The 25,666-nt window shown below is 72.0% G+C and carries 22 protein-coding genes, 1 tRNA gene and 1 pseudogene; 12 read left to right on the top strand and 12 right to left on the bottom strand.

Features of this window, described 5'->3' with window-relative positions:
• Nucleotides 1-23: 23 nt before the first annotated feature.
• Nucleotides 24-1,337 (top strand): recombinase family protein, encoded by a 1,314-nt coding sequence (locus tag DMH12_RS39690; RefSeq protein WP_125490780.1) that lies wholly within the window; start codon nt 24-26, stop codon nt 1,335-1,337.
• 62 nt (nt 1,338-1,399) lie between these two features.
• Here the strand turns inward: DMH12_RS39690 and DMH12_RS07555 are convergent, their stop codons facing one another.
• The gene (locus DMH12_RS07555) at nt 1,400-2,203 is read right to left on the bottom strand and encodes an exodeoxyribonuclease III (protein ID WP_185832191.1); all 804 of its coding nucleotides are present in this window, start codon (nt 2,201-2,203) and stop codon (nt 1,400-1,402) included.
• Between the two features lie 69 nt (nt 2,204-2,272).
• Between DMH12_RS07555 and DMH12_RS07550 the strand changes: the two genes are divergently transcribed.
• Nucleotides 2,273-2,758 carry a GNAT family N-acetyltransferase gene (locus tag DMH12_RS07550; RefSeq protein WP_125490779.1) on the top strand — a complete coding sequence of 162 codons (486 nt, stop codon included), beginning with the start codon at nt 2,273-2,275 and terminating at the stop codon, nt 2,756-2,758.
• A gap of 4 nt (nt 2,759-2,762) precedes the next feature.
• On the opposite strand, the gene DMH12_RS07545 is transcribed toward DMH12_RS07550, so the two are convergent.
• The 8 genes from DMH12_RS07545 to galU all read right to left on the bottom strand — a co-directional run bounded on the left by DMH12_RS07545 (nt 2,763) and on the right by galU (nt 10,287).
• On the bottom strand, nt 2,763-4,478 hold the full coding sequence (locus DMH12_RS07545; protein ID WP_125490778.1) for a hypothetical protein: 1,716 nt from the start codon (nt 4,476-4,478) through the stop codon (nt 2,763-2,765).
• A 194-nt stretch (nt 4,479-4,672) separates the two neighbouring features.
• A tRNA-Ala gene (locus DMH12_RS07540) sits at nt 4,673-4,746 on the bottom strand.
• A 96-nt stretch (nt 4,747-4,842) separates the two neighbouring features.
• A complete protein-coding gene (gene glpR, locus DMH12_RS07535) occupies nt 4,843-6,093 on the bottom strand; it encodes a gephyrin-like molybdotransferase receptor GlpR (protein ID WP_125490777.1) in 1,251 nt (416 codons plus the stop codon).
• Nucleotides 6,094-6,265: 172 nt separating this feature from the next.
• Nucleotides 6,266-6,901, bottom strand: coding sequence for a GNAT family N-acetyltransferase (locus DMH12_RS07530; RefSeq protein ID WP_185832196.1), 636 nt, complete (start codon nt 6,899-6,901; stop codon nt 6,266-6,268).
• Nucleotides 6,898-7,437, bottom strand: a complete 540-nt coding sequence (locus tag DMH12_RS07525; RefSeq protein ID WP_125490776.1) for a molybdenum cofactor biosynthesis protein B — start codon at nt 7,435-7,437, stop codon at nt 6,898-6,900. Before DMH12_RS07525 ends, DMH12_RS07530 begins: the two co-directional genes overlap by 4 nt.
• Nucleotides 7,434-7,946 (bottom strand): cyclic pyranopterin monophosphate synthase MoaC, encoded by a 513-nt coding sequence (gene moaC / locus DMH12_RS07520; RefSeq protein WP_125490775.1) that lies wholly within the window; start codon nt 7,944-7,946, stop codon nt 7,434-7,436. The genes DMH12_RS07525 and moaC overlap by 4 nt, the downstream gene beginning before the upstream one ends.
• A gap of 86 nt (nt 7,947-8,032) precedes the next feature.
• Nucleotides 8,033-9,379, bottom strand: a complete 1,347-nt coding sequence (gene glp / locus DMH12_RS07515) for a gephyrin-like molybdotransferase Glp (RefSeq protein ID WP_399186813.1) — start codon at nt 9,377-9,379, stop codon at nt 8,033-8,035.
• Nucleotides 9,380-9,384: 5 nt separating this feature from the next.
• A complete protein-coding gene (galU, locus tag DMH12_RS07510; RefSeq protein WP_125490774.1) occupies nt 9,385-10,287 on the bottom strand; it encodes a UTP--glucose-1-phosphate uridylyltransferase GalU in 903 nt (300 codons plus the stop codon).
• Between the two features lie 94 nt (nt 10,288-10,381).
• Here galU and DMH12_RS07505 point away from each other — a divergent pair, with 94 nt between their 5' ends.
• Complete coding sequence (locus tag DMH12_RS07505) at nt 10,382-10,996, top strand: 5-formyltetrahydrofolate cyclo-ligase (RefSeq protein WP_125490773.1); 615 nt, start codon at nt 10,382-10,384, stop codon at nt 10,994-10,996.
• 36 nt (nt 10,997-11,032) lie between these two features.
• Here DMH12_RS07505 and DMH12_RS07500 read toward each other — a convergent pair whose 3' ends face one another.
• Nucleotides 11,033-13,888 (bottom strand): penicillin acylase family protein, encoded by a 2,856-nt coding sequence (locus DMH12_RS07500; protein ID WP_125490772.1) that lies wholly within the window; start codon nt 13,886-13,888, stop codon nt 11,033-11,035.
• A 277-nt stretch (nt 13,889-14,165) separates the two neighbouring features.
• On the opposite strand from DMH12_RS07500, the gene DMH12_RS07495 reads away from it, so the two are divergent.
• The 6 genes and pseudogenes from DMH12_RS07495 (at nt 14,166) to mscL (ending at nt 19,891) form a co-directional block, all read left to right on the top strand.
• Complete coding sequence (locus DMH12_RS07495; RefSeq protein ID WP_125490771.1) at nt 14,166-15,698, top strand: potassium/proton antiporter; 1,533 nt, start codon at nt 14,166-14,168, stop codon at nt 15,696-15,698.
• A gap of 247 nt (nt 15,699-15,945) precedes the next feature.
• A complete protein-coding gene (locus DMH12_RS07490; protein WP_125490770.1) occupies nt 15,946-17,262 on the top strand; it encodes an MFS transporter in 1,317 nt (438 codons plus the stop codon).
• A gap of 67 nt (nt 17,263-17,329) precedes the next feature.
• Nucleotides 17,330-17,662, top strand: coding sequence for an FmdB family zinc ribbon protein (locus DMH12_RS07485; RefSeq protein ID WP_125490769.1), 333 nt, complete (start codon nt 17,330-17,332; stop codon nt 17,660-17,662).
• Between the two features lie 109 nt (nt 17,663-17,771).
• Nucleotides 17,772-18,611: pseudogene (locus tag DMH12_RS07480) on the top strand (S-methyl-5'-thioadenosine phosphorylase); the annotation flags it as partial.
• Between the two features lie 227 nt (nt 18,612-18,838).
• Nucleotides 18,839-19,309: a hypothetical protein gene (locus DMH12_RS07475; protein WP_125490768.1), complete on the top strand. Its 471-nt coding sequence runs from the start codon at nt 18,839-18,841 to the stop codon at nt 19,307-19,309.
• Between the two features lie 111 nt (nt 19,310-19,420).
• A complete protein-coding gene (gene mscL / locus DMH12_RS07470; RefSeq protein ID WP_125490767.1) occupies nt 19,421-19,891 on the top strand; it encodes a large conductance mechanosensitive channel protein MscL in 471 nt (156 codons plus the stop codon).
• 43 nt (nt 19,892-19,934) lie between these two features.
• Here the strand turns inward: mscL and DMH12_RS07465 are convergent, their stop codons facing one another.
• A complete protein-coding gene (locus tag DMH12_RS07465) occupies nt 19,935-20,111 on the bottom strand; it encodes a hypothetical protein (RefSeq protein ID WP_122617522.1) in 177 nt (58 codons plus the stop codon).
• 62 nt (nt 20,112-20,173) lie between these two features.
• Between DMH12_RS07465 and DMH12_RS07460 the strand changes: the two genes are divergently transcribed.
• The 3 genes from DMH12_RS07460 (at nt 20,174) to DMH12_RS07450 (ending at nt 23,451) form a co-directional block, all read left to right on the top strand.
• Nucleotides 20,174-21,406, top strand: a complete 1,233-nt coding sequence (locus tag DMH12_RS07460; RefSeq protein WP_125490766.1) for a low temperature requirement protein A — start codon at nt 20,174-20,176, stop codon at nt 21,404-21,406.
• Nucleotides 21,407-21,452: 46 nt separating this feature from the next.
• Entirely contained in the window at nt 21,453-22,487 is a 1,035-nt protein-coding gene (locus tag DMH12_RS07455; protein WP_125490765.1) for a P1 family peptidase, read from the top strand.
• Nucleotides 22,488-22,701: 214 nt separating this feature from the next.
• Nucleotides 22,702-23,451 (top strand): DUF6227 family protein, encoded by a 750-nt coding sequence (locus DMH12_RS07450; RefSeq protein WP_185832190.1) that lies wholly within the window; start codon nt 22,702-22,704, stop codon nt 23,449-23,451.
• A gap of 62 nt (nt 23,452-23,513) precedes the next feature.
• Here DMH12_RS07450 and DMH12_RS07445 read toward each other — a convergent pair whose 3' ends face one another.
• Nucleotides 23,514-25,613 (bottom strand): fructose-specific PTS transporter subunit EIIC, encoded by a 2,100-nt coding sequence (locus DMH12_RS07445; protein WP_125490763.1) that lies wholly within the window; start codon nt 25,611-25,613, stop codon nt 23,514-23,516.
• Nucleotides 25,614-25,666: the final 53 nt, after the last annotated feature.

Raw genomic sequence — 25,666 nt, 5'->3', positions numbered from 1 at the left:
CGACCCTGTCAAGGAGCGTCGACATGTCCGAGCGTAGTCCCCTGCCCATCCCACCTCCTAGCCGATCAGCGCGAGCGCTCGGCGTGGTGCGTCTCAGCAACGTCACCGGTGTGACCACATCGCCCGGCAGGCAACGAGCCGCGATCCAATCGTGCGCCGAGCACCTGGGGTTGACGCTCATCGCAGAAGCCGCCGACCTCGGAGTATCAGCCCACAAGTCATCTCCGTTCGAGCGGCCGTCCCTCGCACCCTGGCTCCACCGCTCCGCCGAGTACGAGGCCATCGTGTGGGCGCACGTGGATCGAGCCGTGCGGTCCGTCGTCCACATGTCTCAACTGATCGAGTGGGGGCAGCAACAACAGATCACTCTCGTCTTCGGGCTGCCCGAGACCGCACACCCCCTCGTCGTTCCGCCACAGGCCGGGAGCAACGTCATCCTCCGCTGCATGGGGCTCGCCTACGCCGCTGAGCAGGAGGCTCGCACCATCTCCGTCCGGCTCACCAGTGCACACGAGGCACTCCGCGCGACTGGAAGGTACGGCGGAGGCCTGATTCCCTTCGGATACAAGAAGGCTCCCCACCCCTCTGGCGTCGGATGGTGCCTCGCCCCTGACCCAGGGACAGCCGACGTCGTCCGTACCATCGTGAACGGCGTGCGTTCGGGACTTTCCCTGGTCGCACTGGCACGCAAGCTCGAGGATGCGGGCATTCCAGTACCGCGAGATCGACATGCACAGCTCCAGGGACGTCCCACGGGTGGCAGACGCCACGGACGCCACTTCGAACGCTTTCGGTGGACAGCCGGCAGCCTCTCCAAAATCCTCCGGACTCCGGCGCTGATGGGCCATCGAGTCCACAAAGGCGAATCAGTCCGTAGCTCTGACGGTTCACCCGTGCTGATTGGGCTTCCGCTACTCACCGAGGAGGAGTTCCATACCCTGCAAGGTGCCCTCGACGCGCGCTCGAAGGGGCGCCATCCCAGACGCAACAAGACCTCTCTGCTGATCGGAATCGCACACTGCGCAGGGTGCGGTGGCCGCATGTACTTCGCCACGAGAAAGGCGTACGAGTACGGGGACTACGTGTGCCGCGCGTCGGCACGCGGCACGACCTGCAGCGCCCCTGCCGCTATCCGTGCCAGCTGGCTGGACGAGTACACCACTGACAGTTACCGCAAGGCATACCCCGCAGCGGGAGAGGTCAGCCGCGAACTGCTCCTCAGCCACGGGGTTCGCGTAACCGTGGCCAAGGGGCGGTCAGGCGGCGGGCCAGAACGACTTTCCGGACCGGACACTTCGCGACTGACCTTCACCATCACGGGACCGCCTTCCATCTGATCGACCGCGGCAACGCAACGTGGCGGGATTCGCCGGATCGGCTCGTCCCGCCATGCTTCTCCTCAGAGATTGAAGACTGTCGTAACCGGAGCGTGATCCGACCAGCGTTCCTGGTAGCTGGCAGCCCGCTCCACGTACCCCTTGACCGCGCGTCGGGCGAGCCCAGGAGTCGCCACGGCGAGGTCTATCCTCCACCCGGCATCATTCTCGAAGGCCCGCCCCCGGTACGACCACCACGAGTACGGCCCCTCGGCGTCCGGGTGCAGGGCGCGCACGACGTCCACGTAGCCGCCCTCCGCCGGGTCGAGGACGCGGCTCAGCCAGTCCCGTTCCTCCGGCAGGAAGCCCGAGTTCTTCTTGTTCGCGCGCCAGTTCTTCAGGTCGGCCTCGCGGTGGGCGATGTTCCAGTCGCCGCAGACGACGACCTCGCGGCCCTCGGCGGCGGCGCGCTCGCGCAGTTCCTTGAGGTAGGCGAGGAACTCGCCCATGAAGCGGACCTTCTCGTCCTGGCGCTCGGTGCCGACCTCGCCGGAGGGGAGGTAGAGGGAGGCGACCGTCACACCGGGCAGGTCGGCCTCGACGTAGCGGCCGCTGCCGTCGAACTCGGCCGAGCCGAAGCCGACGCGGACGGCGTCGGGCTCGCGGCGGGTGTAGAGGGAGACGCCGGCCCGGCCCTTGGCGGCGGCCGGCGCGTGCGTGACGTGCCAGCCGTCGGGCGTACGGACGTGCTCGGGCAGCTGCTGGGGCTCGGCCCGCACCTCCTGGAGGCACAGCACGTCGGCGGTGGTGTCGGCGAGCCACTCCACGAAGCCCTTCTTCGCGGCGGCGCGCAGACCGTTCACATTCACGGAGGTCACGGTGAGCACCAGGGCACGATACCGGCACACTGGACGGTGCCCCGATCCCGGATCTCGCATTAATATACGGTAGGTAGCATGAACATTCGCCGGGTCGCCTTCGACCACCCCGACGCCGTCAAGCTCAACGACGAGGTCCAGGCCGAGTACGACCTCCGCTACGGCGACGGCGGCGACGCCACGCATCTGGACGCCTCGGACTTCGCGCCACCGAACGGCCTCTACCTGGTCGCGTACGACGAGAGCGGTGTCCCGGTCGCCTCGGGCGGCTGGCGCGGCCAGGACGCCAACGACGAGGGGAACCTCGACGGGGACGCCGAGCTGAAGCGGATGTTCGTCATAGAACAGGTGCGTGGCCGCGGGGTGGCCCGCCGCATCCTGGCCGCCCTGGAGGAGGACGCCCGTGCGGCGGGCCGGACCCGGATGGTGCTGGAGACGGGCACGAAGCAGCCGGAGGCCGTGGCCCTCTACCTGTCCAGCGGGTACGAGCCGTGCACGAAGTTCGGCTACTACCGCTTCCACGAGGAGAGCCTCTGCTACGCGAAGGCTCTCCAGGCCCCCTAGGCCGTCAGCGGACGCCGGCCGCCCTGCGGCGGCGGGCGACGGCGAACAGGACGCCGCCGGCGGCGAGTGCCAGCGCCGCTCCGGCCGAGGCGAGCAGGGCCGGGGAGCCCGTGGAGGCCAGCAGGCCGCCGTCTCCGCCCTGGGGCGACTGGCCACCGGTCGTAGCGCCGGTGCTCGCGGAGCCGCCCGTGGTGCCGGTGCCCCCGGCGGAACCGGAGCCGCCGGCCGTCCCGGTACCGCCCGTGGAACCCGCGCCTCCGGTGCTGCCGGTACCGCCCGTGGTGCCGCCGGTGTCGCCCGGCGTCTCCTCGTCGCCGGTGCCGTTCAGCACGATCCAGCCGGTGTCGTTGGACGGGTCACCCTCACGGGGGTCGTCCCATTCCGGCAGCGAGATCTTGCCTTTGGCGCCTTCGACGACCTTGTCGATACGCAGCTTGAAGCTGTAGTCGCGCCGGTCGTCCTCCAGGAACGGGGTGTCGGCCCAGCAGCGGTACTGCGACGGAGTCCGGTCGTTGACGGGACGACAGGGGCTGTCCACGACGCTCGCGCCCTCCGGGATCTGCACGGTGAAGCCCAGCGGCTCGCCTCCCGAGCGCAGTGCCCCGATCCAGGCAGGACCGTGGTTGCTCAGGCCGATGCCGACGGTGACGGTCTCCCCCTGGGCACCCGCGACGCGGGCACCGGTGAGGTCGAGGTCGTAGGTGTTCCGGGTGGGCAGGTCGATCTCGGCGTACTTCGCGTAGTGGGACGCGTCACCGCTCCCGGCCGGCTCGAGGGTGAGCGTCCGGCCGGTGCCCTGCCGGTAGTCGGCGCCGGACCTCAGCGCGCCGGCCTCCTTGGCGCCGACCGCGTCGAAGCCGTAGTGGAAGATGTCGCCGAGCGCGAAGTCCGCGGTCCGCACGCGGATCGGCTCGCTCAGGTCGTAGGCCGCGCCCGGCAGGAACTCGCCTTCGAAGGTGCACAGGGCGACCTTCTGATAGCGGATCAGGTTGTCCTTGTTCTCCTCGGCGTACGAGCAGTTGTCGTACTCGTCGGGGAAGGACAGGCCGCGCGAGCCGCCGAAGCGCAGGACGACGCCGTCGGCGGACATGCTGCCGACGTTGCGGAAGCCGAGCGGGGCCTCGTAGGTGTCGCCGGCCCGGAAGCCCTCGGGTTCGGCGGGGAGCTTCTTCTTGAGCAGTTCGGGCCCGCCGACGAGCACGTCGACGGTGTGCTCGTTGAAGGCCAGGCCCGCGCCCTCTCCGGTCACCTTGATCCTGCCGAAGTCGCCGGCCTCGGCGGTGTCCTTGAGGTCGAGGCGGACGGACCAGCTCGGGTTGTACGAGTCGCCGGGGTAGAGGGTGTTCTCCTCGCAGACGGCGACGAGCCCGTCCGCCTCGCACCACTGCGGCAGCCGGACCTTGGCGAAGCCGCCCAGCGCCGTGGCGTCGATGGTGACCTTGTAGCCGTCGTTGGGGACCGGCTCCGGCTCGGTGCCGCTGTCGGGGTCGTACTCCCCGGGGCCGGTGAGCCCCAGCCGGATCTGCGGCTCCCCCGGCTCGCCCTCAGCCCCGTCCAGCGCGAGGTCCACCTTGTCGGGACCGGTGAGCGTGACGGGGAGCGGTGCCTGGTCGTCCGCGGCGTGTGCGACGCCGGCCAGGGCACTCGCGGCGAGCCCGGCGGCGGCCACCCCGGCCACTGCCGCGCGCGCCAAGGGCGAGTGCGGGGTGCTGAGTCTCATGGTGTTTCTCTTCCGTTCCCGTGAGGACAGGAAGGTGCCACTGGTGTGACACCGCGCACAGATGACCCACAGGTGAGGGAGAGGGTTGCGCGGCGGACGATCACGGATCCGTCTCGGGCACGCCCGGGTGGTCCGGGGAACGACGAAGGTCCCGCCCGGTCGTGACGACCGGGCGGGACCTTCGACAATGTGCGTGGACCTGTGGGGATTTGAACCCCAGACCCCCTCGATGCGAACGAGGTGCGCTACCAGACTGCGCCACAGGCCCTTGCAACGAGTGAAACTTTAGCACCCCGACCGGCCTGCTCAAAAATCCGTTCCGGGACCGCGACGGGACGGCCCCTGACGGGTCCACCAGGCGGGTCTACTCGTTGGCGGCGCGGGGGCGGCCGCCGTCCTCGTACTGGTCGAAGAGCGGTGTGCGGCCGCGCTCCCGGGCCCGGCGGGCGGAGGCGGCGCGGCGGGCGTCGCTGCGGGCCGGTGTCTCCGCGCGGTCCTCGGCGGGATCGGCGGGGCGGTCCGGCGCGGGGGCGGGCACCGCGTCCTCCTGTTCAGGGGTGACGGCGCTGGAGCGGGCCGAGCTCCAGGTGTCGGGCGCCGCGAGGTCCACGTCGGGCGTGGCGCGCGGGGCGACCGGTGCGGTGACGTAGGTGGGCAGGGGCACCGGTACCGGGTCCCAGCTGTCGCCGCGGGGGCGCCCGCGGGGTTCGCGCTGCTGGTCGACCCACTCGGCGTGGTCGGTCTGCTCGACCAGTGCCCGCCGGTCCGCGGCGAGCGCGGAGAGTCCGGCGTCGGCCTCTGTCTCGGGTCCTTCGTCGAGTTCCTCGGCGTCGGGATCGCCGACGGCACCGACGGGGTCGGCGGGCGTGCGCCTGCCCGGTGGCCGGGGACCGCGGTCGCGCAGCCGCTGCGCGGCGGCCTCGGCCTGGCGGCGGTCCATCTGGAAGGCGAACCGGCGGCGTTCCTGCGTGCGCAGGTAGGCGATGTAGGCGCTGAGCAGCAGTGCGGGCACGCCGGGCGCCCACAGGAAGGCGAGTCCGCCGACCGCCGCGACGACCGAGCCGAGCGTGAAGGCCAGGAACAGCATCACGGTGGTGCGGCGGCGGCGTGCGAGGACCTTGGTGCGCCGGGCGCGGGCCGCGGCCTCGGCGGAGACGGGTGCGCGGCGGGCCTGCGGGACCCGCGCCCGCGCCGCTGCGGCGCCGGAGCCGGTGGTGCGGCCCGGGTGTTCCGGGGACGTTCCGGATCTGGGGCCCTGCGCGGGTGCGCCCTGCTCCGGGCGTGCCTTCTCGGGCCGTTCCGCGGTGTGCTGCGGTGGGGTGGGCCGGGTGTGCCGTCGGGTCCGGGACACGGCGAAGGCCCGGACGTCCACCGAGTCGGTGACGGCGTCCGGGGCGTCGGCGTCGGGCTCCGCCTCGTCGGCGGGGCGCGACCGCAGGTCCTTGGCGTACCGGCGCTCCATGCCCGCCCGTCCGGACAGCAGCCGGATGGCGGTGCTGAAGCGTTCCGTCGGACGGGCCTCGTTCAGCTCGTCCTGCCTACGGAGCCACATCGGCACCAAGTAGGCGGCCCAGGCCCCGACAATGACTGCGTAGATGAGGCCGCTGCTGCTCACGCCTCACACGGTAGAGGGGTTTCCGTGAGGCCATCCGCCAATTGGGCCGGTGTGTCGCACGATCTGGCTGATATTTCGAACTTTTCTTGTGATCGATGCGATCAGCAGACCGTCAGAGTCGCGAAATTCTCCGCTTCGGACGATCACCGGTCGGTCATTTTCGAACGTTTATTCAATTCCCGGTGTTCGGCGCACTCCGGTCCCGTGACCGGTGCCAGCGCCTCAGCAGACCCTCCGGCACCTCTTCCGCGGTGAGCGCGAAGACGAGATGGTCGCGCCACGCGCCGTCGATGTGGAGATAACGCGGCCTGCGCCCCTCCTCGCGGAATCCGAGTTTCTCCACCACCCGGCGGCTGGGCGCGTTCTCGGGGCGAATACAGACCTCGACGCGGTGCAGTCCGACGGTGCGGAAACAGTGGTCCACGGCCATCGCCACGGCCGTCGGCATCACGCCGCGCCCGGCCACCGACTCGTCCACCCAGTAGCCGACATGGCCGGAGCACATCGAGCCCCAGGTGATGCCGGCCACCGTCAGCTGCCCGGCCAGCCGCCCCTGGTACTCGATGACGAACGGCAGCATCCGCCCCGCGTTCGCCTCCGATCTCAGGTGCCGCACCATCTGCCGGTAGGTCGGCCGGTGCGCGAGCGGGCCGCCGGGACCGGGCGGCGGGATGGTGGCCTCCCAGGGGCGCAGCCAGTCGCGGTTGCGCCGGTTGACCTCGCGCCAGGCCCGCTGGTCGCGCAGCCTGATCGGCCTCAGGACGATGTCGCCGTCCCTCAGCTCCGCGGGCCAGGATGGGCTGTTCAGCTCGCACCCCCACCACTGGCGGGTCTCGGGTGGTCGCCGCCCCGGAGCTGGTCGACGGCGTGGATCAGCAGCGGCTCCAGCACGGCGAGGCCGTCCTTCACCCCGCCGGAGGAGCCCGGCAGGTTGACGATCAGCGTGCCGCCCGCCACTCCGGCCAGGCCCCGGGAGAGTGCCGCGGTGGGCACCTTGTCCCGGCCGTACGCCCGGATCGCCTCCGCGATGCCCGGGATCTCGTGGCCGATCACCGCCCGGGTGGCCTCGGGGGTGCGGTCGGTGGGCGAGATGCCGGTGCCGCCGGTCGTGACGATCACGTCGTAGCCGGCTTCGGCGCCCGCGCGCAGGGCGGCCTCGACGGGGTCGCCGTCAGGAACGACCTGCGGTCCGTCCACGGCGAAGCCGAACCGGCGCAGGCCGTCGGCGATCAGTGGGCCGCCCTTGTCCTCGTAGACCCCGGCGGCGGCCCGGTTGGAGGCGGTGACCACCAGGGCGCGGTACGAGGCGCCGAGGGCACCTCCGCTCGACGCGTCGTGTGTCATGACCGGCTCCAGTCGCCCGACTTGCCGCCCGTCTTCTCCTCCACCCGCACGTCCGTGATGACCGCTCCCTTGTCGACCGCCTTGACCATGTCGATCACGGTGAGCGCGGCGACGGTGACCGCGGTGAGCGCCTCCATCTCGACGCCCGTGCGATCCGTCGTCTTCACCGTGGCGATGATCTCCACGGCGTCGTCCGCGACCGACAGGTCCAGTTTCACACCGGAGACCGACAGCGGGTGGCACAACGGGATCAGGTCCGGGGTGCGTTTGGCGCCCATGATGCCCGCGATCCGCGCGGTGGCCAGGGCGTCGCCCTTGGGGACCCCCTCGCCGCGCAGCAGCTCCACCACGCGGGGGGCGACGAGGACGCGCCCGCTGGCGCGCGCGGTGCGTGCGGTGACGTCCTTGCCGGACACGTCGACCATCCGGGCCGCGCCCGCCTCGTCGATGTGTGTCAGCCGGCCTTGCGGGTCCCGTCCGCCGTTCGGGGTTCGGTCCTGCGTACTCATGCTTGTGTGGCGCTCCCGGTCCTGGCCCGGCGCGGTGCGGCGCGTGGGCCTGCTGTGCGCGACACGGTACCGGCAACCGGGCGGGGTCAGCCGAGCAGGACCACCTCGACGTCGGCGCCCGGCTCGACGGACTCGGTGTCCTCGGGGACGACGATCAGGGCGTCGGCGTGCGCGAGGGCGGCGATCAGGTGGGAGCCGGAGCCGCCGACCGGGGTGACCGAGCCGTCGGCGTAGGTGCCGCGCAGGAACTGGCGGCGGCCCCTCGGCGAGGTCAGCGCCTTCTTCGCGGACAGGGTCGCGGTGACCGTCGGCCGGTGGACGTCGGGCAGGCCCATGAGGGTGCGGATCGCGGGGCGGACGAACAGCTCGAAGGAGACGTACGACGACACCGGGTTGCCGGGCAGGGCGAGCAGCGGGGTGTGGTCGGGGCCGATGGCGCCGAAGCCCTGGGGCTTGCCGGGCTGCATGGCGAGCTTGCGGAAGTCCACGCCGCTGCCCGGCTCGTCCTCGTCGCCGACGTGTGCCAGCGCCTCCTTGACCACGTCGTAGGCGCCGACGCTCACGCCGCCGGTGGTGACCATCAGGTCGGCCCGCACGAGCTGGTCCTCGATGGTGGCCCGCAGGGTCTCGGCGTCGTCGGCGACGGCGCCCACCCGGTAGGCGATGGCGCCGGCGTCCCGGGCGGCAGCGGTGAGGGCGAAGCTGTTGGAGTCGTAGATCTGACCGGAGGCCAGCTGCTCGTCGGGCTGGACGAGTTCGCTGCCGGTGGAGAGCACCACCACGCGCGGGCGCGGGCGGACCCGGACCTTGCCCCGGCCGATCGCGGCGAGCAGGCCGATCTGCGGCGGGCCCAGGACGGTGCCCGCTTCCAGGGCGCGGTCGCCGGAGCGGACGTCGCTGCCCTTGGCGCGGACGTGGGCGCGGGACTCGGCCGGCCGGTAGACGTGCACCTGTCCCTCGGCGCCCTCGGGGGCCAGGCTGCGGGCCCGCATGCCGGAGACCGGACCCTCGCCGAGCCCGCCGTCGGTCCACTCCACGGGGACGACGGCCTCGGCGCCGGGCGGCAGCGGGGCGCCGGTCATGATGCGGGCCGCCTGGCCGGGGCCGACGGAGAGCGGGTCGGCCTGACCGGCGGCGACGTCCCCGACGACCTCCAGGACGGCGGGGAACTCCTCGCTGGCGCCCGCGACGTCGGTGACCCGCACCGCGTACCCGTCCATGGAGCTGTTGTCGAAGGGCGGCAGGGACAGCGGCACCGTGACGTCGTCGACCAGGACGCACCCCTGGGCGTCGAGCAGGTTCAGCTCGATGGGTTCCAGGGGGCGGACGGTGGCGAGGACGTCGTCCAGGTGGTCCTGCACCGACCACAGCCGGTCCGGACCGGCGTCCGCGATGGCGTGGTCGTGTCCGGTGTCACGGGGCGCGCTGCTCAACGTCGTTACATCTCCTCGGCTACGTAACTGCGAAGCCAGGTCCGGAAGTCCGGGCCCAGGTCTTCACGTTCGCATGCGAGTCTGACAATGGCCCGCAGATAGTCGCCCCGGTCACCGGTGTCGTAGCGGCGGCCCTTGAAGACGACGCCGTGCACGGGACCGCCGACGGTCTCGTCCTCGGCGAGCTGCTGGAGGGCGTCGGTCAGCTGGATCTCGCCGCCGCGGCCGGGCTCGGTCTTGCGGAGTATGTCGAAGATGTGGGGGTCGAGGACGTAGCGGCCGATGATGGCGTAGTTGGACGGAGCGTCGGCCGGGTCCGGCTTCTCGACCAGTCCGCCGACCTTGACGACGTCACTGTCCCGGGTGCTCTCCACCGCCGCGCAGCCGTAGAGGTGGATCTGCTCGGGCGCGACCTCCATGAGGGCGATCACGCTGCCGCCGTACTGCTCCTGGACGTCGATCATGCGCTGGAGGAGCGGGTCGCGCGGGTCGATCAGGTCGTCGCCGAGGAGGACCGCGAAGGGCTCGTGGCCGACGTGCGGGGCGGCGCACAGTACGGCGTGGCCGAGGCCCTTGGGGTCGCCCTGGCGGACGTAGTGCATCATCGCGAGGTCGCTGGACTCCTGGACCTTGGCCAGCCGGCCCGCGTCGCCCTTCTTCTGGAGGGCGGACTCCAGTTCGTAGTTGCGGTCGAAGTGGTCCTCCAGGGGGCGCTTGTTTCGGCCCGTGACCATGAGGACGTCGCCGAGGCCCGCGGACACGGCCTCTTCGACCACGTACTGGATCGCCGGCTTGTCGACGACCGGCAGCATCTCCTTGGGAGTGGATTTCGTGGCCGGCAGGAACCGGGTACCGAGCCCGGCTGCGGGGATGACAGCCTTGCTGATCCTGGGGTGGGACTGAGTCATGCGCGCCACCATATCCGGTGACTATGGGGAGAAACTGTGCCCCGGAACCACCGGCGCTCGTATGAGCGCATTAGAGCGAATACGGGAGTGAGCATTGCCACAGATCCGCCCCGCGGGCCGACCCGACAAGCGGACCTTGCGGCGGGAGACCCTCGCGGTGAGGAACAGCTTGACGGCCGATGACGTGCGGGAATCGGGGGACGCGCTGGCCGCGCGGGCACTCGGGATGCCGGAGGTCGCGGGGGCGCGCGCCGTGGCGGCGTACGTCTCCGTGGGCGCCGAGCCGGGCACCCTCGCGCTGCTGGATGCGCTGCGCGCGCGGGGCGTGCGCGTCCTGCTGCCCGCCCTGCTGCCGGACAACGACCTGGACTGGGGCGAGTACACCGGGACGGACTCCCTCGCGCGTGTGCGGCACGGCGGGCGGATGGACCTGTTCGAGCCCGCCGGTGCCCGCCTGGGGCCGGACGCGGTGACGGAGGCCGACGTGGTGCTGCTGCCGGGGGTGGCGGTGGACGAGCGGGGCCTCAGGCTGGGGCGCGGCGGCGGATCGTACGACCGGGTGCTCGCCCGCCTGGAGCGGTCGGGCTCGCGTCCCGCGCTGCTGGTGCTGCTGTACGACCGTGAGGTCGTCGCGCACGTTCCCGCCGAGCCGCACGACCGGCCGGTGGACGCGGTGGTGACGCCGTCGGGGGTGCGCAGGTTCCGCTGACGCCCGCGCGGGCCGCTTCCCGCGCGGGCGGTGCCGTTACGGCTTGAGCACCAGGGTGTCGCTCGTGCTCTCGTCGACCGCCTTCTTGGAGAAGGCCCACGGCAGCAGTTCACCGTCGGCCCACTTGTCCGTCTGGTCGGTGTAGTGGGCGCTGTAGGCGTGTCCGGAGGCTCCGGTGAGGTTGATCCACCGGGACTTGTCGAGGTCGCCGAGGTTGACCACCATCCGCATGGACGGCACCCACACCACCCCGTAGCCGCCGGCCGCGTTCCAGCCGGCGGCGTTGACCGCGGCCTCGCCTCCGCTGAGCTTCCACGGGCCGCGGTTGAGGGCGTACTTCACGAAGCCGGGGCCCTCGGTGCCCAGGGTCTGGTTGTTCAGGAACAGGCGGTGCAGCCGGCCCCAGTTCCAGGTGTCGATGTCCTTGCCGAGCTTGGCGGTCAGCTCCCAGCGGGCGTCGATCATGGCCCGCTTGAACAGGTCGTCCCGGTTGTTCTCGGCGCCGTCGCGGGCGCCGGAGTCCGGCGTGGTCCACCAGTCGCTCTTGGGGTTCTGCATCTGGGTGCGGACCACCTCGAACCAGCGGTCGCCGCCGTCCGGCTGGGCCTGGTCGGCGTCGCGCCGCCCGCACTCGCGGACCTTGTCGACCTCGTCCGCGGGCCCGGTGGTGTTGACCGGGTCGACCCACAGGCACTGGCCCTTGACCCGCAGCTCCTTGGGGAGCTTGTTGCCGAAGGCCAGCTTGAGGACGTTGCGCCAGACGGCGTTGAAGTACGCGGCGGCGGCCGAGTCGGCGTCCTGGGTGTAGTCCCAGCCCTCCAGCAGCTTCTGCGCCTCGCGGACGTCCTTGTCGCCGACGTCGATCTTGAGCAGCTGGGGCACGAGCAGCTTGGCCATCTCGCTGCTGTTGTCCAGCTGCATCTGGCGCATGTCGTCGGTGGAGATCTTGCCGCCGTCCTTGATCTTCTGCTCGATCAGGGAGGTGATGCGCTGGCTGCGGGTGCCGTAGCCCCAGTCCGTGGTCAGCGTGTACGGGTAGTCCTCGCCGACGGCGGCCTGGTTGGCGGTCACGATGTAGCCGCGCTCGGGGTCGTACTCGTAGGGCAGCTCGTCCTGGTCGATGTACTCGCCGGTCCAGCGGTACTTGGAGCTCCAGCCCGGCGCCGGGACCGAACCGTCGTGGCCCTTGGCGCGCACGGGGATCTTGCCCGGCAGGGTGTAGCCGATGTGCTCGCTGTCGGCGTAGACGAGGTTCTGCGAGGGCACGTCGAAGAGGGTGGCGGCCTCGCGGAAGTCGTCCCAGTCCTTGGCCCGGTCGATCGCGAAGACGGAGTCCATCGTGTTGCCCGCGTCGAGCGCGGTCCAGCGCAGCGCGACGCCGTAGCCGTCGCCGCGGTCGGGGGCGGCGGTGTCGACGGTGGCCCGCTTGCCGGTCTGCACCAGTTCGCTGTCGCGGTCGGACAGGAGCGGACCGTTGTTGGTCTCGCGCACGACGATGGTCTTGGACTCACCGCCGGCGACCTTGATGGTCTCCCGCCGCGTCTCGAAGGGCACCACCTTGCCGTCGTACTGGTAGCCCTCGCCGGTGATCTTCTCCAGGTAGAGGTCGGTGACGTCGACGCCGGAGTTGGTCAGGCCCCAGGCGATCTGCTGGTTGTGGCCGATGACGACGCCGGGCATGCCCGCGAAGGTGTAGCCGGACACGTCGTACTGGCACTTGGCGGAGACGGTCCGGCAGTGCAGGCCCATCTGGTACCAGACGGACGGCAGGGACGGGGACAGGTGCGGGTCGTTGGCCAGCAGCGGCTGTCCGGTGATGGTGTGCTTGCCGGACACCACCCAGGAGTTGGAGCCGATGCCGTTGCCGTTCACGCCGACGGCGGTGGGGAGGTCGTCCAGGACGTCCTGGAGGCCGGACAGCTGGCCTTCGAGGGCGTTGCCCGTACCCGTGCCGGTGCCTGTGCCGGTGCCTGTCCCGGTGCCTGTGCCGGTGCCTGTGCCGGTGCCCGTGCCGGTCCCGGTGCCCGTGCCGGTCCCGGTGCCCGTGCCGGAGCCGGAGCCGGAGCCGGAGCCGGACGAAGAGTCGTCGCCGCCGGACGGGCCGCCGCCGTCGAACGTCCGGGTCAGCTCGTCGTACTGCCCCTCCTGGACGATCGCCTTGTTCCGGTCGTACGGATACGCCGGGTACAGGTCGGCGATCTGCTTGGGGCCGAGGCGGCTGGTCATCAGGGCGCGGTCGACCTCGTCCTGCATGTTGCCGCGCAGGTCCCAGGCCATCGCCTTGAGCCAGGCCACCGAGTCGACCGGGGTCCACTCCTGCGGCTTGTAGTCGTTGGTGAAGCCGAGGGCGGCGTACTCCAGGGAGATGTCCTTGCCGTCCTTGCCCTTCAGGTAGGCGTTGACCCCCTTGGCGTACGCCTGGAGGTACTTCTTCGTGGAGTCCGACAGCTCCTCGTCGTACTCCTTCTTCGCCACCCGGTGCCAGCCCAGGGTGCGCAGGAACTCGTCGTTGTCGACCTGGCTCTCGCCGAACATCTCCGACAGGCGCCCGCCGGTCATGTGCCGGCGCACGTCCATCTCGTAGAACCGGTCCTGCGCCTGGACGTAGCCCTGCGCCATGAACAGGTCCTCGTCGGTGGAGGCGTAGATCTGCGGGATGCCGTAACCGTCGCGCTTGACGTCGACCGGACCCGACAGGCCGTCCAGCGTTATCGAGCCCTTGGTCTGCGGGAAGGACGCGCGGACGGTGCTGATGGACCAGTACGCCCCGTAGGCGAGGCCGCCGATGATGGCCAGCACCAGCACGAGGACGAGCAGGCGCCCTTTGCGCCCCTTCTTCCTGCCGGACGTGCCGGGCTGCTGACCCGTGGAGGCGGTGGTGTTGGGGGGCATCGCTGTCCTTGCTGTCCTAACACGAGCGGCAGGGGCGGGCTGTGCTTTGTACTGAGCGCTGGAGCAACTGTAGGCGCAGGCCCGGCTCGCCCTTGACGCGGAGTCCGGTACCGCGGCGCACGGGCGTTCGATCTTGCCAAGCCGAGCGTCAAGAAAGCGTCAAGAGTTAGGTAAGGTAACGAAGTAGTTGTCCGCAGAGCATGGTGGCTTCGTGTGCCATGGGTGGTGCGCCTCGCGTGCCGAACGAGCGCACTCGCCCGCGCTGTGATTCCGTGCTGTGCGCCAGGGAAGGGAACGGCCGCTGACTGTCCACCACCTCAACCAGCTCCTGCTCGTCTGCTCGCTCGTCCTGCTCATCGCCGTCGCGGCGGTACGGATCTCCTCGCGCAGCGGGCTCCCCAGCCTGCTCGTCTACCTGGCCATCGGCGTCGCCATGGGCCAGGACGGCATCGGCGACATCCACTTCGACAACGCCGAACTGACCCAGGTCATCGGGTATGCGGCCCTGGTCGTGATCCTGGCCGAGGGTGGTCTGGGGACGAAGTGGAAGGAGATCAAACCGGTCCTGCCCGCGGCCTCCGCGCTGGCCCTGGCCGGTGTCGCGGTGAGCGTCGGTGTGACCGCGGCGGGCGCGCACTACCTGACCGGGCTGGAGTGGCGGCAGGCACTGATCGTCGGCGCGGTGGTGTCCTCCACGGACGCGGCCGCCGTCTTCTCCGTGCTGCGCAGGATCCCGTTGCCCTCGCGCATAGCGGGCACCCTGGAGGCCGAGTCGGGCTTCAACGACGCCCCGGTGGTCATCCTGGTCGTCGCCTTCTCCACGGCCGGCCCGATCGAGCACTGGTACGTGCTGCTCGGCGAGATCGCCCTGGAGCTGGCCATCGGCGCCGCCATCGGACTCGCGGTCGGCTGGCTGGGGTCGTGGGGACTGCGGCACGTGGCGCTGCCCGCCTCGGGCCTCTACCCCATCGCCGTCCTCTCCATCGCCGTGGCGGCCTACGCGGCCGGCGCCATGGCGCACGGCAGCGGCTTCCTGGCGGTCTACCTCGCCTCGATGGTGATGGGCAACGCCCGGCTGCCGCACTGGCCCGCCACCCGCGGGTTCGCCGACGGGCTCGGCTGGCTCGCCCAGATCGGCATGTTCGTGCTGCTCGGCCTGCTGGTCACCCCGCACGAACTGGGCGACGACATCCTGCCCGCCCTGGTCATCGGACTGGTGCTCACCATGGTGGCGCGTCCCCTGAGCGTCGTGCTGTGCCTGGTGCCCTTCCGGGTGCCGTGGCAGGAGCAGGCCCTCATGTCCTGGGCCGGACTGCGCGGCGCCGTGCCCATCATCCTGGCGACGATCCCCATGGTGGAGGGCGTCGACGGCAGCCGCCGGATCTTCAACATGGTCTTCGTCCTGGTCGTCGTCTACACCCTGGTCCAGGGGCCGACGCTGCCCTGGCTGGCCCGCAAACTGCGCCTGGGCAAGAGCGACGAGGCCGCCGACCTCGGCATCGAGTCGGCGCCCCTGGAGCGGCTGCGCGGACACCTGCTGTCCGTGACCATCCCCGAGGGCTCGAGGATGCACGGAGTCGAGGTCAGCGAGCTGCGGCTGCCGCCCGGCTCCGCGGTCACGCTGGTCGTGCGCGAGGGGAAGTCGTTCGTTCCGCTGCCCACGACGGGACTGCGGCGCGGGGACGAGCTCCTCGTCGTCGCCACGGACCCCGTCCGCGACGCGGCCGAGGCACGACTGCGCGCGGTCGGCCACGGCGGCAAGCTGGCCGGCTGGCTGGGCACGGGGGGCAACGGCGGCCGGCACCGGTGAGCGGGTGCGGGGTGCTCGCTTTCACACGGTTGCGCCCCTCTTGATCCCTGTACGATGAGTGCGGCACCTGATCGAACCAACTCTGTCTGATGCAGAGCTGGCGCGACCGTATGGCGGCCGGCACGCCCCCTCATCCGCACGGGCTCCGGCATCTACCGCAGTCCGCGCAAGAGGACAGCTCTCGGCGCTCCCGCACGGCGACAGCCGCGAGGCGGACCGCGCTACCAGGCGGCAGAAAGGCACGGCCGTGGCATCCACGGTCACCCCGTCGAAGAAATCGCCGGAGGCAGCGCCGCACACCGCGTCCGCCTCCGCCCGCCCCGGATACGGACAGCTGCTGCGCACCCGCGGCGCCTGGACGTTCCTGCTCCCCGGTTTCGCGGCCCGCCAGCCGTTCGCGATGCTGACGATCTCCATCGTGCTGCTCGTGCAGCACACCACGGGCTCCTACGGCGTCGCGGGCGCCGTCGCGGCCGTCACCGGCGTCTCCATGGCCCTGTTCGCCCCCTACAGCGGACGGCTCGCCGACCGCTACGGGCAGCGCGCCGTCCTGCTGCCCGGCGTTCTCGTGCACGCGGCCTCCGGCCTGGCCCTGACCGTCCTCGCGCTCGCGGACGCACCGCTGTGGGCGCTGTTCGCGGCGGCCGTACCCGCGGGTGCGTCGGTGCCGCAGATCGGGCCGATGGTGCGGGCCCGCTGGGGCGTCAAGCTCAAGGGCTCCCCCCTGATGAGCACCGCCGCCGCCTTCGAGTCCGTCACCGACGAGCTGACCTTCGTCCTCGGCCCGCTGGTGGCGACCGCCCTGTGCACGGGCGTCGGCCCGGCCGCGGGCCTGGTCACCGAGGCCGCACTCACCCTGGTGGGCGGTCTGCTGTTCGCCGCGCAGAAGAACACGCAGCCCGAGGTCGGCGGGGCCGACGGCGCGCACGCGCGCGGGGAGCACGTTTCCGCGCTGCGGGTCCCCGGGGTGCACGTTCTGATCGTCGCCTTCCTGGGCGTCGGCTCCGTCTTCGGCGGCATGCAGGTGTCGCTGGCCGCGTTCACCGAGTCGATCGGCGAGCCCGGCCTGAACGGCATCCTCTACGGTGTCTTCGCCGCCGGAAACATGCTCTCCGGCCTCGCCTGCGGCGCCATCGCCTGGAAGGCCGCCCCGCAGCGGCGGCTCCTGATCGGTTACGCCGCCCTCGCGCTGACCGCCTCCGGCCTGTGGGCGGCGCAGTCGGTGCTCGTGCTGGCCGGCCTCGGTCTGCTCGTCGGCGTCTGCGTCGCGCCCGCCATCGTCACCGGCTACACCCTGGTGGAGGGCCTGGTCCCGGCCGGGGCCCGCACCGAGGCCTTCACCTGGCTGACCGGCGCCGTCGCCCTCGGGCAGGCGCTGGCGGTGACCGTCGCCGGACAGCTGGAGGACGGGTTCCGGGACGGGGCCGGATTCCTGGTGCCGATGGGCGGCACGGTGCTGGCGCTGGCGGTCCTGGTGGCACTGCGCTCACGGCTGGCCTCCCGGCCCCAGGGGCGCACGGTCGCACGTGGCGTCGGTCACCGCGAGCCCGTCGCAGTGGACTGATCCCGAGGAATACGTCACTATGGACCGTCGTTAGCACTCATCGAGTGAGAGTGCCAGGAGGAAGACAGTGCCGACGTACCAGTACCAGTGCACCGAGTGCGGCGAGGGCCTCGAGGCGGTGCAGAAGTTCACCGACGACGCGCTCACCGAGTGCCCGAACTGCCAGGGCCGCCTGAAGAAGGTGTTCTCGGCGGTCGGCATCGTCTTCAAGGGCTCCGGCTTCTACCGCAACGACAGCCGCGGCAGCTCGTCGAGCAGCTCGCCGGCGTCGTCGAAGTCGGGGGCGTCGTCCTCCTCGTCCTCGGACTCGGGTTCGTCCTCGTCGTCGGCCTCCGGCTCGGGTTCGTCCTCGTCGTCCTCCGGCTCCGGCAGCTCCTCCTCCAGCACCACCGCCGCGTAGGCTCCCGGCCGGGCGCGGGAACAGCCCCGCCGCAGCAGGTTCTTACGAGACCCTGTCGTCGTACGACGACGGGGTCCTCGTCGTTTCCCGGGCCGGTTAGGGTGCGGACATGGCGAACAAGGTGAATGCCGAGATCGGCGTGATCGGCGGCTCCGGTTTCTACTCGTTCCTCGACGACGTGACCGAGGTCGAGGTGGACACCCCGTACGGGCCGCCCAGCGACTCTCTCTTCCTCGGCGAGATCGCCGGCCGGCGGGTCGCCTTCCTCCCCCGGCACGGTCGCGGCCACCATCTGCCGCCGCACCGGATCAACTACCGGGCCAACCTGTGGGCGCTGCGCTCGGTCGGCGCGCGCCAGGTCCTCGGCCCGTGCGCGGTCGGCGGCCTGCGTCCGGAGTACGGGCCGGGCACGCTGCTGGTGCCGGACCAGTTCGTCGACCGGACCAGGTCCCGCCCGTCGACGTACTTCGACGGGCTGCCGCTGCCCGACGGCAGCGTGCCCAACGTGGTGCACGTGTCGCTGGCCGACCCGTACTGCCCCACCGGGCGGGCCGCCGCGCTGAAGGCGGCGCGGGGAAGGGACTGGGAGGCCGTGGACGGCGGCACCCTGGTCGTGGTCGAGGGGCCCCGCTTCGGCACCCGGGCGGAGTCCCTGTGGCACCGGGCGCAGGGCTGGTCGGTGGTGGGCATGACCGGTCACCCGGAGTCGGCACTCGCCCGTGAACTGGAGCTCTGCTACACCTCGCTGACCCTCGTCACCGACCTGGACGCCGGCGCCGAGAGCGGTGAGGGCGTCTCGCACGAGGAGGTACTGCGGGTGTTCGCGGCCAACGTGGACCGGCTGCGGGGCGTCCTGTTCGACGCGGTGGCCGCGCTGCCGGAGAACGGGGAGCGGGACTGCCCGTGCGGGGCGGCGCTGGGCGGGATGGATCCGGGGATCGCGCTGCCGCGGCGCGGGACGGGGGCGGCTCCGGTTCAGGCGGAACGTCCCCTTCGGGTGGCGGAGTTGTCCACAAACGGGCGGTGGTCCACCGGCCTCGGCGGGGTCCGGCGAAAAGCCTCATCGTGGGAGCGCAAGCCGATCCCTCGTCGCAGGTGGTGGTCACCGTGTCCCGTTCCGTCCTCCCCTCCCCCGGCCCGTTCCCGCTCGGCACCGACGCGCCACCCGTCGGCGAGGTGCCCCTCTTCGCCCCGGTGCGGGTGCGCGGCGGACGACACCGGCTGCGCCGGCTCGTCCGGCACCGGCGAGGCGTCGTGGCCGCCGGGCTCGCCGTCACCGCCGCGGCGCTGGTGGCCGCGGGCCCGCAGCCGGGGGCCGATGGGCCGGATCCGGGGCGGGTGCGCGGGCATCCGGTGGCCGACCAGGTGCGCGAGCGGCCCGGCCCACGGCTCGTGGCGGCGCCGGTACGGATCGCGGACGCGGAGACGGTGCGGCTGCTCGGTCCGGGCGACCGCGTCGACGTGGTCGCGACCGGGGACACCGGCGAAGCCTCCGTGGTCGCGCGCGGGGCGCGGGTGACGAAGGTGCCGGAGCCCGTGGACGGAGCGGCGGGCGGAGCGCTGGTCGTGGTGTCGGTGGAGCGCGCCACCGCTCACCGGCTGGTCGGCGCGGGTACCACGGGGCGGTTGGCGGTGACCCTGTGCTGAGGCCGTCAAGTCGCTCGTTCGTGGGACCGGATTGGACAGGACGGCCCAACGCTGACGTAGGTTGCGGAGCGCTCCATTCCAACACCTGTTCAAGCGAGGAGAACGTCCACCGTGAGCGAGAAGAGCGACCCGAGCCTCTGGCAGGGCTTCAAAGCCTTCCTGATGCGCGGAAACGTCATCGACCTGGCGGTGGCGGTCGTCATCGGCGCCGCCTTCACCAACATCGTCAACTCGGTGGTGAAGGGGGTCATCAACCCGGTGATCGGGGCGTTCGGCACGCAGAGCCTGGACAGTTACAGCTCCTGCCTGAAGGGCCCGTGCACCGGGACCGGCGACACCGCGACGGGCGTGCGGATCCTGTGGGGCTCGGTGCTGGGCGCCACACTCTCGTTCCTGATCACCGCGGCCGTCGTCTACTTCCTGATGGTCCTGCCCATGGCGAAGTACCTGGCCCGGCAGGAGGCCCGCCGCAGGGCCAAGGAGAGCGCCGAGGAGATCATCGAGGTCACCGAGCTGGAGGTACTCAAGGAGATCCGGGACGAGCTGGTCGCGCGGCGCGGCTCGGGGCCCGACCGCTCCTAGGGCCAGCGGCAGCCGCCGGGCGGCGGGCGGGTGCCCGCGCGCCTCACAGGTGGTGCGGCGGCTTCTCGTCGAGGAAGCGCTTCAGGTCGGCCGCGCTGTCGCCCTCGGGCCGCTCGCCCCAGCCGCGGTCGGTGTCGTCCGACGTCTGCTGGTCCAGCGGGTCGTCGAAGACCAGCGCCGGCCTGGGCGCGCGCGGCTCGGGTTCGGGGGCGGTACTCATGGGTCCAGGGTACGGCCCCGCTCCACAAGCGGACCGGCGTCGTCTCTGCTGTGCTGGGAGCCATGACGTCCAGTCCCCAGCCCGCGGGCGCGCCCTCGGGGCCGCCCGGCGCCCGTCCTCCGGTCCGCAGCCTGAAGGCCCGCGGGCGGCAGGAGCCGCACCGCGTCGCCACGCCGCTGGAGCTCTTCTTCGACCTGTGCTTCGTCGTCGCCATCGCCCAGGCGGGCGTGCAACTGGTGCACTCGGTCGCCGAGGGCCATGCCGGCGAGGGCGTTCTCGACTACGCGATGATCTTCTTCGCCATCTGGTGGGCGTGGATGAACTTCACCTGGTTCGCCTCGGCCTACGACAACGACGACGTGCTCTACCGGATCGTCACCCTGGTGCAGATGGCCGGTGTGCTGGTGCTGGCGGCGGGCGTCTCCCGGGCCTTCGAGGACCACGACTACGTGGCCGTCGTCCTCGGCTACGTGATCATGCGGATCGCCATGTCGGTGCAGTGGCTCCGGGCGGCGCGCACGGCCGGGGCGGCGGAGCGTGCCATGGCCCTGAGATACGCGGGAGGCGTGCTGGTCTGCCAGGTCGGCTGGCTGGGACTGCTCATCCTGCCCGAGGGCGGCCGCGGCTGGCTGTACCTGGCGATGGTGGTGCTGGAGCTGTGCGTGCCGGTGTTCGCCGAGCGCAGGCACATGTCGTCCTGGCATCCGCACCACATCTCCGAGCGGTACGGGCTGCTCACGATCATCGTGCTCGGCGAGACCGTCGCGGCGGCCACGGTGGCGGTGAAGTCGGGCATCGAGGAGAACGACGCGCTGGGCGAGGTGCTGCCGATCGCGGCGGGCGGGCTGCTCCTCGTCTTCTCCGCCTGGTGGATCTACTTCGTGGTCCCCGTCCACAGCCGCCTGCGGACCAACAGGGAGTCGTTCGTGTGGGGGTACGGCCACTACGTGGTGTTCGCCTCGGCTGCCGCGATCGGGGCGGGGCTGGAGGTGGCGGTGGAGCAGACCGTGGGGAAGGCGCACATCTCGACGCTCGCGGCGTCCGCGGCGGTGACCCTGCCGACGGCGCTGTACCTGATCACGGTGTGGGCGCTGCACGCACGGCACTTCAAGGTGGGCATCGCCGAGCAGTTGGTGCTGCCGACCGCCGCGCTGCTGGTGATCTGCTGCACCTTCCTCGGGGACATGGCGGTGCCGGCGGCCGGTGTCGTCCTGGCGCTGGCCGTGGCGGCCGGCGTGACGCTGACCGCGCGGCGCACCGGGCGGACGCGGGGCGCGACGCCGTCCGCCGCCTGACCGGGCGCGGCCCGCCCCGGCCGCCGGTGTGGACAACACTGGCGGTATGACAGTTGACGCATTGACGGACGTCGCCGGGCTGCTGGTGGGGCACGCGACGCGGCGCGGCGACGGATGGCTCACGGGGACGACGGTGGTGCTCGCTCCGGAGGCCGGGGCGGTGGCGGCCGTGGACGTGCGCGGCGGCGGCCCCGGCACCAAGGAGACCGACGCGCTCGATCCGCGCAACCTGGTCCAGCGGGTGCAGGCGGTGGTGCTGACCGGCGGCAGCGCGTACGGGCTCGACGCGGCGTCGGGGGTGATGGCCTGGCTGGAGGAGCGGGGACGCGGCGTGCGCGTCGGGCCGGACCCCGCGCACGTGGTGCCGGTGGTGCCCGCGGCCTGCGTCTTCGACCTGGGGCGCGGCGGCGACTTCCGGGCCAGGCCGGACGCCGCCACCGGACGGGCGGCCGTCGAGGCGGCGCAGGCGAGTGCGGACTCCCCCGGCGCCGTGGTGCCGCAGGGATGCGTCGGGGCGGGCACGGGGGCCGTGGTCGGCACGCTGAAGGGCGGGGTCGGCACCGCGAGCACCGTGCTGGACTCGGGCATCACGGTGGCGGCGCTGGTGGTGGCCAACGCGGCGGGGTCGGTGACGGATCCGGAGACGGGGGTGCTGTACGGGGAGCTGTTCGGCGGCGGGCGGGTCCCGTACCCGGCGCCTGAGGTGCACGCGGCGGCGGGGCGGCGGCTGGCGGAGGTCGCGGCGAGGAACGCACCGCCGCCGTTGAACACCACGCTCGCCGTGGTCGCCACCGACGCCGACCTGTCGAAGGCGCAGGCGCAGAAGCTGGCCGGCACGGCACACGACGGCATCGCGCGCGCCGTTCGGCCGGTGCACCTGCTCAGTGACGGGGACACGGTGTTCGCGCTGGCGACCGGGGCGCGTCCACTCGCCGAGGGGCAGCCGCTCGCGCTGAACGAGGTGCTGGCGGCGGGCGCGGACATGGTGACGCGTGCGATCGTCCGCGCGGTCCGGGCCGCCGGGCCGGTGGACGGACCGGGCGGGGCGTGGCCGTCGTACGGGGAGCTGTACGGCGGGTGACGGGGACGGCCGGGCGGGGTGGCAAAGTTGCGGCGGATGTCGTCCGACCGGCTGTTGACCAGCGGATTTTGACGGAACGTCGGGTCGTGCGGGACTTTTCGCGCGGCCCGCCGGTTTTTCGTGCGTACGTTTTCTCGGTTCCCGGACATGATGTCCGATCGAGGGGCTACGGTATGCACCCACAAGGTGACATGCAGCAACGCCGGGAGAAACCTTGAGCGTTCCGTACGAGACGGCAGCGTACGAACCACCCGAGTCGCCCGAGTCTCCGGAGGAGCACCTCATGCGGCTGCTGGGTCGCGCCCTGAACTCGTTCGAACTGCCCGACGAGACGATACGGCACCTGGACTGCGCGCTGGCGCACGACGGTTCCCTGCACTCCGCGCACCACAGCGCGGGGCTGCACCGTGAGACGTACCGGCACACCTGGCTGCTCGCCGACGGTTCGGCGCTCACGCTCTGGGAGCTGGTCCACAACACCGTGCCGGGCGGTGAACCGCAGCACGAGGTGTACCTGGACGACGAGGAGCTGCGCACCGCGACCTCCCGGCTGGCGCTGCCGCCGGAGACGCCGGACTTCGAACTGCCGGTGCAGGTGCACCACTCCCCGGTCCCGGCCCCGCGGCACGCCTACGTCTCCGACGCCTCGGCGGACCACGCCCGTCGGCTGCTGCGCCGGGCGGAGAACACGGACCGGCCGGGATCCGAGTTGGCCGAGCTGCTGGCGACGGCGTCCGCGCACCAGATCATCCAGGCCTTCGGCGGTCCCGGCCGCGCGGGCCGCGCCCGGGCCGGGTTCTCGCTCTACGAGCACGCGTTCCTGCTCCGGGACGGCGCCGAGGTCTCTCTCTGGGAGGTCGAGCACACGGCCACGCCCGACGGACGGCACATGTGCGAGGTCTACGACAGCGAGGACGCGGCCCGCCGTGCGATGGAGCGACGGGCCGCGCAGCCCTCCTCCTGAGCGGTGAGCGGTGAGCGGTGAGCGGTGAGCGGTGACGGCGGGAGCGTCCGGCCGCCCCGGCTCTACGCGGCCACCGGCTGCTTCGCCCCGGGTGCCGGGGCCGACGCGTCCGCACCGCCGGACCCCTGGGCCGTCGCCCCCCGCGCCGGTTTGCGCAGGCCCTTGAGGACGATCACCAGGGCCGTGGTGACGCAGACGCCGGCCGCGATGGCGACCAGGTAGAGCAGAGGGTTGCCGATCAGCGGGACCACGAAGATGCCGCCGTGCGGGGCCCGCAGCGTGGCGCCGAAGGCCATCGACAGGGCGCCGGTGACCGCGCCGCCCACCATCGAGGACGGGATGACCCGCAGCGGGTCGGCCGCGGCGAACGGGATCGCGCCCTCGGAGATGAAGGAGGCGCCCAGCACCCAGGCGGCCTTGCCGTTCTCGCGCTCGGCGGCGTTGAAGAGCCGGCCGCGCACGGTGGTGGCCAGGGCCATCGCCAGCGGCGGGACCATGCCGGCCGCCATCACCGCCGCCATGATCTTCATCGCCGAGTCGCTGGGGCTGGCGACCGCGATGCCCGCGGTGGCGAAGGTGTAGGCGACCTTGTTGACCGGGCCGCCGAGGTCGAAGCACATCATCAGGCCGAGGAGCGCGCCGAGCAGGACCGCGTTGGCGCCGGACAGGCCGTTCAGCCAGTCGGTCATCGCCGACTGTGCGGACGCGATGGGCTTGCCGATCACCACGAACATCAGGAACCCGACGACCGCCGCCGAGATCAGCGGGATCACCACCACCGGCATGATCCCGCGCAACGCCTTCGGGATGCGCACCCGTTGGATGGCCAGCACCACCGCACCCGAGATCAGACCGGCCGCCAGACCGCCGAGGAAACCGGCGTCGATGGTCAGCGCGATCGAGCCGCCGACGAAGCCGGGAACGAGGCCCGGCCGGTCGGCCATGCCGTAGGCGATGTAGCCGGCCAGCACCGGGACGAGGAAGGCGAAGGCCACCCCGCCGATCTGGAAGAGCAGGGCCGCCCAGCTGTCCGCCTGGGTCCACACGAAGTGGTCCATCACGGAGGGCGCCTTGTTGATCTCGTAGCCGCCGATCGCGAAGCCCAGGGCGATCAGCAGACCGCCCGCGGCGACGAACGGCACCATGTAACTGACGCCGGACATCAGCCACTTGCGGAGCTTCGTCCCGTACCCCTCGCCGGACTCGCCGCCCCGCTCGACCGGCGTCGCACCGGCGGAACCGGACCGATCCGCCGCCCCGGCCGCCGTGGCCTCGCCGCGGGCCGCCTTCCCGCGGACCTCGCCGATCAGCTCGCCCGGCCGGTTGACGGCGGCCTTGACGCCGGTGTCGACGGTGGGCTTCCCGGCGAAGCGGTCCTTCTCGCGCACCGGCACGTCGTGGGCGAGGATCACGCCGTCCGCCGCCGCGATCACCGCGGGGTCCAGCCGGTCGAACCCGGCCGAGCCCTGGGTCTCGACGACGACCTCGACGCCTTCCTCGCGGCCCGCGTTCTCCAGCGACTCGGCGGCCATGTAGGTGTGCGCGATGCCGGTGGGGCAGGAGGTGACGGCGACGATCCGGAAGGGGCGCCCGGACGGCCCGGGGTCCTCCCGGTCGCCGGTGCCGACCGTGGCGGCCCCGGCGGAGGCCGCCGCCGGGGTCGCCACGGAGTCCTCGTCGCCGGCGGCCGCGGAGTCCTCGTCGCCGGCGTCGGCCGCGGGCTCCTCGCCGCGGATCAGCGCCGCCGCGTCCGCGGGGTCGCCCACCGCGCGCAGCGCGTCCGTGAACTCGGCGTTCATCAACTGCCTGGCCAGGGAGGAGAGGATCGTCAGGTGGGCGTCGTCGGCGCCCGCCGGTGCGGCGATCAGGAAGACCAGGTCGGCCGGGCCGTCCGCCGCCCCGAAGTCGATGCCCCGCGCACTGCGCCCGAAGGCCAGCGTGGGCTCGGTGACGTGCTCGCTGCGGCAGTGCGGGATGCCGATGCCGCCGTCGAGGCCGGTCGGCATCTGCGCCTCACGGGCGGCCACGTCGGCGAGGAAGCCCTCCAGGTCGGTCACCCGGCCCCGGGCCGCCATCCGCTCGGCGAGGGCGCGCGCCGCCGCTTCCTTGGTGTCGGCGGACAGGTCGAGGTCGACCAGATCCGCACTGATCATGTCGCTCATCGCGGGCTCCTTAGCTCGCGTATCGCCCGGAACACGGGGTGAGGGGCGGGGGC

This window comes from Streptomyces sp. WAC 04229 (assembly GCF_003947455.1).
Taxonomy (GTDB): Bacteria; Actinomycetota; Actinomycetes; order Streptomycetales; family Streptomycetaceae; genus Streptomyces.
This window is presented reverse-complemented; position numbering and strand designations above follow the sequence as displayed.

Bases quoted from the DNA above. Each gene is read 5' to 3' on its own strand.
- DMH12_RS07455 (WP_125490765.1), top strand. From the start codon at position 21,453: ATGACAGTTGACGCATTGACGGACGTCGCCGGGCTGCTGGTGGGGCAC.
- DMH12_RS07445 (WP_125490763.1), bottom strand. From the start codon at position 25,613: ATGAGCGACATGATCAGTGCGGATCTGGTCGACCTCGACCTGTCCGCC.
- DMH12_RS39690 (WP_125490780.1), top strand. From the start codon at position 24: ATGTCCGAGCGTAGTCCCCTGCCCATCCCACCTCCTAGCCGATCAGCG.
- galU (WP_125490774.1), bottom strand. From the start codon at position 10,287: ATGACTCAGTCCCACCCCAGGATCAGCAAGGCTGTCATCCCCGCAGCC.
- DMH12_RS07545 (WP_125490778.1), bottom strand. From the start codon at position 4,478: ATGAGACTCAGCACCCCGCACTCGCCCTTGGCGCGCGCGGCAGTGGCC.
- DMH12_RS07500 (WP_125490772.1), bottom strand. From the start codon at position 13,888: ATGCCCCCCAACACCACCGCCTCCACGGGTCAGCAGCCCGGCACGTCC.
- DMH12_RS07460 (WP_125490766.1), top strand. From the start codon at position 20,174: ATGACGTCCAGTCCCCAGCCCGCGGGCGCGCCCTCGGGGCCGCCCGGC.
- DMH12_RS07550 (WP_125490779.1), top strand. From the start codon at position 2,273: ATGAACATTCGCCGGGTCGCCTTCGACCACCCCGACGCCGTCAAGCTC.
- DMH12_RS07465 (WP_122617522.1), bottom strand. From the start codon at position 20,111: ATGAGTACCGCCCCCGAACCCGAGCCGCGCGCGCCCAGGCCGGCGCTG.
- moaC (WP_125490775.1), bottom strand. From the start codon at position 7,946: ATGAGTACGCAGGACCGAACCCCGAACGGCGGACGGGACCCGCAAGGC.
- DMH12_RS07525 (WP_125490776.1), bottom strand. From the start codon at position 7,437: ATGACACACGACGCGTCGAGCGGAGGTGCCCTCGGCGCCTCGTACCGC.